Origin of the sequence: Oligoflexus sp. (assembly GCF_035638955.1) — a bacterium.
Lineage (GTDB): Bacteria > Bdellovibrionota_B > Oligoflexia > Oligoflexales > Oligoflexaceae > Oligoflexus.
On sequence record NZ_DASQYZ010000082.1, the window covers coordinates 1 to 7568 of the forward strand.

Below are 7568 nucleotides of genomic sequence, written 5' to 3' on the forward strand. Positions count from 1 at the left end.
TGGTCGTAAAAACCGGTTCGAAGTCGGAGGAAGCCGCAATCAAATGTCAGAGTATCAATCGCACCAAAGCGTTTGGAGGCACGAAAACAAATGACGGGCTGACGCCAGGAGTCAAGACGAGGTCTCATGCAAAATGCGATAGGATGACTCCCGAGTGCATAACGTGGATGGCCAATAGCCTTGAACTCAAGCCTTCGCTTGGGTATGGCCAAGTCCGAGGGCCACGCAAGGTCGGTGCGACGATTGCCCCAAGTCACCGGGGAAAACACAAATTACATGGCGAACAAATTGTTAAAAACGTTGTCAACTGTAGCAAGTCGCGATGGTTCGAATTCATCCATATCCGTAAATTCGCTGGATGTGTAGACAAATGGATTGAGGAACGCTTTCTGCAGAAGAGCATGTGCGACCAAGTCTGATTCTGATCTCTTGTCGCAGCGCCATGCTTATGTCGGGGGAGGTCGTCCCCCGACAGGACTTGGATACCATAATTCGATATTGTGGAGCACAGCCTTCTGCTCGGACCGACGGTCCTTTGAGTTGACTTCAGGTTCCAGGTACCGCCTCAGGCGCTTTTTTTCAGCTCTTCCTTGCTGCCCGCAAAGCTCATCACCAGTAGACTGCCCTGACCCTGATCATTGGCGAGAAGATGAGCGTCGCCATCAAAGTTGCGGCACAGCTCCCTGACTACCGAGGGTCCAACGCCCCTACCGCTGGTGGCCGAAGCCGTCTCGGCGGTTGTCGCTCCGTCAAGGAACACGACATCAGCCACCGTTTCCTCGGGACCCGGCCTGCATCCCTTCTCCTCTGCCATGGCTTTGAGTTTTCCCAGATTCAGTCCGGCTCCAAAGTGGAAATTTTGAAACTATCGCGTGCGTGAAAGCCTTGAAAAATCAGCAACTGTTGAAATTGTAGGCATTCTTTCCGGGGCCCTGCGCCGGGGGATTATCAACCGGACAATCAAAAGTGAAGCAAACATCGAACAACTTGATTCTATCCGCCATGGCAGTGCGGATTCACGCTACTTTTTCATTTACCGTTGAGCATGATGATCTGGCGCTCAAAACAATATCCTTTGGTGTCAAAAAGCATGAGTCGGCCTCCGCAGGTTTTTGCAAGGATATAATGGCTTCATCCAGCTGTAACAGAGCCGCCTTTTACCATGAAATAAAGAACGCGACGGGATCTACATAGATCTGCCCCACATTATCCCCTATGAGATAGGGGGATACGTACTTAATCGAGGGCCGATACCATTTATAACGAGTACTCAAGGCCATCTCGTAACGCTCCCTCCGTGCTGATTCTTTATAGACGTCGCTTTGCACCTGATACGGCATCCTAACTTCCCAAGCCATTCGCCAATCCTGGCTGAACGTTTTCACGACGTTATAGTTGAAATAAAGTTCAGACATGAAACAATTTCTGAAAACTCCCACATTCGCGAGCGTCTCGAAATTTTCACCGAATAGTTTGATCTCTTTAGGGATGAAGCCACCTTCTATCCCCAAGCTAATATCTCGGCCCGTCGGCTGATCAGAATAGTCGAGTCCTTCGAGAGTCGAACCAACCCACCTATGTATTTGCCGATGAACCTGCTTGGCACCATGATTGCCGATATCACCGATTCCCATGCTTAACTGCCAGCGCACCCGGGTTCCTGCGAATGTCATGACTTTAGCCCAGGATGTCTGCAGCTCCATCCAGTCCGCATAACGGCCGACTGGTGAGCTAAGTTTATCGCCATTGAATTTTTCTTTAAATGATGGCGTGATAAACCGCCAGTGAGTGCGCACTTCAAGAGAACTGTCGCTCCACATTTTCAAGTAGCCCAGCTGACTCGCACCAGTAAGCTGCTTATCCGTCTTCCCAAAAACATCATTATAAAGGGGTCTTCCAAAGAAGCCTTGATCCAGTAAATAAAGGTTGCCCGTTTCACCGATGGCTCCTGGGCCATTTGCTGCCTGAAAGGTTTCGCCAAATACAGAAGGGACTGGCGGACATAGGGCGAGCAACAGACCAACCAAAAAACGTATTCTAACAATCATATTATCTCCGCATCAGCAAGAGCAGCAGGAGCAAGGAACAGCAGCGAATGGCATCAGACATGCAGTAACCAGTGGTCGCCTACAGCCTTGGCATTAAGCGTTGTTCAAATATTGTGCCGGTCAGCAAGGTCAAAATTAAGGAAGGAGGTTCAGGCGGGTTCTGGAAGCGAGCAGGATTGCCTTGATTTCATGAGTGGATAGCTGCGAGCGGGCGTGACGACTGAGATATCACAACATCGGCGGACCCCCACAGGACGCTTTTACCAGTGCCCAGACGCCTGCGCGCAGCTGCTCGATCACTTCGAACAAAGTTACCAACGTAACAGAGCCTTCTTTTCCTAATCCACAACTTTCAGCTTTATCCATGTGCTGGTTAACTATCACAAAATATTTAGGTAATGGGTTTTGAACGTCTCTGAATAGACATAAATCGAGTAATTGTTACTGTTCGACTTGATCATGCCCTATATAAGTACTTAAAAATATTAACAGATCTAATCGTAGGATTAAATCGCTCCTTAAAAGCTGTCGGCGTTGACGACAGGGAGCATTCTACACGTTGCAGAATTTTATCGCCTTCTTGGCTATTACAATTATTAACTTTCGTGCAAAAGAGCATCCCAAGAACTTTTTTATTCTATTGAGATCACGTTTTTGCGGAGAGATTCACACAGAATCTTTCCGCTGCCATGCCCAGGCTCATCCCTTGCTATAGGTTTTAGGTGAATTGTTTAATTATATCTCTACAGGAGATGGAGGGGCTCTGTTGCAAAAAACCTCTGGTATCTTGACCTGGGACTCGCCATACGTATTCAAGGCTTTCAATCATGAGCATTCCGCTGACATTGAGCTCCGGCAGGTGAAGTATCTCAATAACCTTATCGAACAGGATCACAGGCGAGTGAGGCAAAGGACAAGGCCCATGCTGGGCTTCAAGACCTTCATGTCGGCCGCAAAAATCATCGCCGGAATCGAGATGATGGCCATGATCAAGAAAGGCCAGCTGGATATCCAGGGCTCCACTCCATTCGAGCCGTTTTACGCCCTTGCAGGATAACTGCGATGCCTTCAAAGCCTCACTTCAGCCTCGGAAATGTGTGCGACAGAGCCCATCCTGTAGTCGCCTAATGCCTAGTAAATTGACAGCCAGCGGATAAGCTGACTCCATATTTGTAGGAGGATAGGCTGGTCTTCTTCTTGCTAGAATTTGAGTAATATAACTCGTTTTTTTGAAGTGAGAGGTTCGCTATGCTTCATTTTCGTTTGGCCTTCGCTTTTATGATTTTGACGGGTCGGCTTATGGCCCAAGAGAATTCGGCCCAGCGTGTTAAGCCTAGCATTCAGCTGAAGGAGGGATCGTTTGAGACGCGTGGTAACGTCGTCGATCCTGAAAGTATAGAACATAACGCAGGTTTAAAAATAAGTGTCCACTCGACACAGTTGAAGAGCAATGAAACACAGTTGTTCAAGCTCGGGATTAGTCTCGATCTTGATTATGTGACGGCTCGCACTCCCGAAGACGCGGTTCCGGTCCTTCACGCGGATCGGACCTTGCATCTCAGGTTGATTAGTTTATGGGCCGAGGCTTGCTCAAACACGCAACTGGCTCTGTGTGCGGGTATACCTACCTACTCCAATCTCCGTATCCGACAATCGGACCCAGAACGGCCGGTTTCGCTCAATCTCTATAGTTCCAGTGTGCCCTTTTTGTTAGGCGCCTACTACAGCTATGGTCACCTTCGGGCTGGCGTACAGGGGAATATCGGTTATTGGTCTTTTGATACCGTGCAGGGGAAGGGCAGCCTTCAGATCGTTCAGCAGCAGTTTACCCTGGGTTTCCTCTTCTGAGCAGGGCCCCGGAATGAATGGCTACAAAATGGGCTGACAGGTAAATTATTGGGAAATTTTGAAACTATCGCGTGCGTGAAAGCCTTGGCGATCAAGCCCCTGCTGAAATTCCAGGCATTCTTTCCGGGGCCCTGGCTTCGGCAGGCTCAGTCGCAAATATTTTCGAGGTCGAATTGTGGTCTTTTTCAACAACGCTTTATTGCTCTCCTTTTGAATTGATGAAGACGGCGAGTTCCAGGCAATATTCACGAACAAGAAGGTCTGATTCTATTATTTTGGCGGGACCATCTTCAATAGGGTCAAAGCGGAAGATGCTTTCTTCGCAAGAGGCTAAAAAGGTAGGGTCTGCACTTAAATCAGGTAGCATCCGGTTGTTCAAAGAAGCGGCGAGCTCCTCGCATCCCGGAAATACCGGGCCTACCATGATGGAATCTTCTTCTCTTGAAACAATCGCTACGAATTCACCATCACACGTGGACGCCAGCCTAAAGGCATTGTTTTGTGCTCTAAGCAAGTCCGATATTGGCGCTTTCTTCTCCAAGTTTTTGGTCGGTCCGTATTGAACACGCACCTGCAGGGTGCGCAAAGCGTCGAGAACGATAACGTCAGTTAATCCAGAAACAGAGATGTGGAACTCCGGACCTACCACCTTTTGGATAACTTCCAGATCGGGAGTCACATTTTCAACAGCCCAAAGTGCTCCAACTCCGAGATTGGTCGGCTCGCCGCTTTTGTCCGTGAGATAACACCTCAGGTTAGCCGTGGGTGTGGATTCTGTGGGAGCGTCCTGCCAGCGGCAGACCAAAGGATATCCAGGCAGCCCTACGGGTTCCTCTGATAGCTTATCCGGCCTACCATTGATGTCATCGATATCGGCCGGATTGGCCTTTTCCGCTTTGGAATCAATCCGCCCCGAGAAGTTGCTTTTGCATACCATAAGGATAAGCAAACACATTGCAGAGATAAGGAATCGCACCAGATGTTTCATCCTTCGATGCCCCTCGTTAAGTGGATGTCGCATTACCCTATGGTCTTGTTTCTTAAGAGAGATGTACGCAAGATCCATTCCAATAAGTGAGCGATAGAAATTGGTCCAGAAAGAGAATTACTGAGACCTGAGTTTTTGATGGATTGTAAATATGGTCATTATTGCGGGTGGTTGCAGGGCGCGTTGCCAATAGATATGGTTCACACGAAATTGGGTCAACTGAGGAAACTTGATTCCTGGCAGGAAAAATTCCAGTGCAGCGATAAGGTCATTTTCCTTACATGCACTGATCAAACCTTAAGCATGGATCTCGAGCATCACGGACGTGATCACAACAGACTTTTGTCACGTTCAGATTCGAAAAATGTTACCTGGAAACGTAGGAATTCTCGGGTAGTCAGCAGTTACGACGTCTCTGAGATGCCCGTCGCTTGAATTAACAACAATGTTTAGGAATTGCAGGTGACAAAGTTTTTATTGATAGATGAGCGCTAACGACAAGTCGTCAGACGCAGAAGTCAAAACAGGATTCACGTAAAACTTACAAAAGTAACGGTTTCAGCTGCTCACCCAAAGCGTCACGCATTCAAGTGGATTTCGGTATGACTGCCATGAGGCCCAACGTATCCTGGGCGTTGATGCAGTGATCACTATTGGAATCGGAACTGCCCACAGTATCAATCAGGGAATTTGCGTCAATTGCCGGAGTCAATGCCTCGGCCATGAGCCGTGCGGCAAAAGCCGGAAAGCGTGTGACAAAGGATTCTGTGGTGCGTGACCAGAAAGATGTCACGAATGTCTTCAATACAACGATGACCGGAGGGAAGGAAAGGTTCGCAGTTCAGTCAGCCCCGCAGTTGAGGGGATCATGTCCCGTGACACAGCTGCTGAGGTGGACCGTCATTACTCGGCTCTTATGAAACAGATCGAATACGGAAAAGTCTGACAGGAACTGATGCCGGTCTCCAAAAAAAATGCCCACCGGCGAGGTTTGCCACATTGCTAGGCCGCCTTTGCCTCCTAATTTTATCACGTCGTGAAATTCCCGCCGCACTTGAATCCAGTCTCTGACCAAAGTAATGCCCGGAATCGAACTCAGCCTCAAATAGCGTCCCATGAACATGCCTTGGCCGCGCGAACCATAACGTCGAACGTCACTTCATCTAACTTCAATAGTTAGACGCCAAGTGGGAGGTGAAGCCGTGAATTGTCAAAGCTTCGAGGACGCTTTTATTAATCGTCAGCTTGTAATTGGAAGCGGCCACCCTTGCAAGCCTTGCCGAACACTTTCCTTCCAATACTATATTATGGTAATAGTCGAGAGGCGCTCTCAGCGTTTGAGGAGTGAAGAATGAAAGTATATGTCAGACTTATGGAGGACCCCGAAGGGTCAAAGCGTTGGGCCTTGTAAGCCCTCAGCTTTGGAAGAGACAGTCAGAATCGTGGTAGATCTGGTTATGCCTCGACCACCCCCACATGACAAGCCAAGATTTAAGATCCACCTCATAATCGCGTTTTCCCGTAAAAAACAAAAAGTGCCGTCGCCTTGTGACCGCGCGAAAGGATATTCGTGGAATTTTTTAATGATGATGAAGAAACGTGCTCTTCAAAGACGAAGCAAATTAAAACAGGCGAAGCCCCGGGCAGCTCGAGTCCGGACTCCGACCCGATCATTGGTGAGTCGAGATTGCCTGCCTCCCAAGACATACTCAGCCCCTTGATCCGAGCCTGCTTACAGCAAATCGTGAACGATTTTAAGTCCAGGAGCAGCTTCAGCTGGCTTACAAGATCTCTTGAAGAAATTAAAGCTGAAGAAGCCCGGTTGACCAAGTATTACGATCGCCTTAATCCAGATCTGCCGCTCGAGTTTGGGATGTATCTGATTGAGATCTTCGAAGACATCGAGGAATTGGAGTCAGGAGGCGATCCTGAACTTGCAAGGGTTGTTGAAAACCGTTGCCAGGGGGTAATGAAAGAAGCCGATCGCTTGATCGCCATGGAGAAGTCAGAAGAGTCTGATGTAGATTCCTTTCTCGCCAAGTTTGAAGCACTACGGGACAAACTTGATGAAGAGATTGCAGCAGCAAAAGCAGAAGATGTAGCAACCGATCATCAGGGTACTCAGAATGGGTATCGGCACGAACTTTATGCAAAGTCGGACTCGTCTCTTACTGAGAATGATCTGGAGCGCATCCGGTTGCACCTTTACTCGACAATTGGCAGCTGGCATCCGGATGCAGAGGAGGCCGGTGGAGGCAAGTATCACATTTTGAGCCCATTCAGGGCCGACAGAACTAAAGGAAGCTTTGTTATTTTTCCTGACGGCAGGGCCAGGGACTTTGCCACCGGGGAAAGATACGATGTCATCGATATATGGGCGCAGCTCAATGGCCTCAGTTTGAGTGATGCTTTCAGAACACACGCGGAACGGCTTGGAATTGCAGGAACGTCGAGAAGGGTATCAACTCCCTCGCAAAAGACATCACCCAATGTCCCGCCGGAGAGGTTTCCGGAACCTCATGAAGCGTTTTTTGTTCATGCGAAACACGGAAAGCCGAGTCAGGTTTATTGCTACAAGAATTTGCAGGGTCAGACTATCGGTTTTGTTGCACGATATGACACACCCGATCGGGAGCGTAAAAAGGATTTCTGTCCAGTTTCCTTCACACATGATGCTCAGGGAA

General features: G+C 48.7%; 7 protein-coding genes and 1 pseudogene. 4 read left to right on the top strand and 4 right to left on the bottom strand.

Annotated elements, in window-relative coordinates:
* Window positions 1-565: 565 nt before the first annotated feature.
* Window positions 566-814, bottom strand: a complete 249-nt coding sequence (locus tag VE954_RS07755) for a hypothetical protein (protein ID WP_324951358.1) — start codon at window positions 812-814, stop codon at window positions 566-568.
* Window positions 815-872: 58 nt separating this feature from the next.
* On the opposite strand from VE954_RS07755, the gene VE954_RS07760 reads away from it, so the two are divergent.
* On the top strand, window positions 873-1043 hold the full coding sequence (locus VE954_RS07760) for a hypothetical protein (protein ID WP_324951360.1): 171 nt from the start codon (window positions 873-875) through the stop codon (window positions 1041-1043).
* 114 nt (window positions 1044-1157) lie between these two features.
* Here the strand turns inward: VE954_RS07760 and VE954_RS07765 are convergent, their stop codons facing one another.
* Window positions 1158-2048: a hypothetical protein gene (locus VE954_RS07765; RefSeq protein ID WP_324951362.1), complete on the bottom strand. Its 891-nt coding sequence runs from the start codon at window positions 2046-2048 to the stop codon at window positions 1158-1160.
* Window positions 2049-2868: 820 nt separating this feature from the next.
* On the opposite strand from VE954_RS07765, the pseudogene VE954_RS07770 reads away from it, so the two are divergent.
* Window positions 2869-3105, top strand: a pseudogene (locus VE954_RS07770) (DDE-type integrase/transposase/recombinase); the annotation flags it as partial.
* Between the two features lie 191 nt (window positions 3106-3296).
* A complete protein-coding gene (locus VE954_RS07775; protein ID WP_324951364.1) occupies window positions 3297-3896 on the top strand; it encodes a hypothetical protein in 600 nt (199 codons plus the stop codon).
* A 196-nt stretch (window positions 3897-4092) separates the two neighbouring features.
* Here the strand turns inward: VE954_RS07775 and VE954_RS07780 are convergent, their stop codons facing one another.
* Window positions 4093-4884: a hypothetical protein gene (locus tag VE954_RS07780; RefSeq protein WP_324951366.1), complete on the bottom strand. Its 792-nt coding sequence runs from the start codon at window positions 4882-4884 to the stop codon at window positions 4093-4095.
* 586 nt (window positions 4885-5470) lie between these two features.
* Window positions 5471-5677, bottom strand: a complete 207-nt coding sequence (locus VE954_RS07785; protein WP_324951368.1) for a hypothetical protein — start codon at window positions 5675-5677, stop codon at window positions 5471-5473.
* 777 nt (window positions 5678-6454) lie between these two features.
* On the opposite strand from VE954_RS07785, the gene VE954_RS07790 reads away from it, so the two are divergent.
* A partial coding sequence (locus VE954_RS07790) for a hypothetical protein (RefSeq protein ID WP_324951370.1) occupies window positions 6455-7568 on the top strand: 1114 nt, incomplete at its 3' end.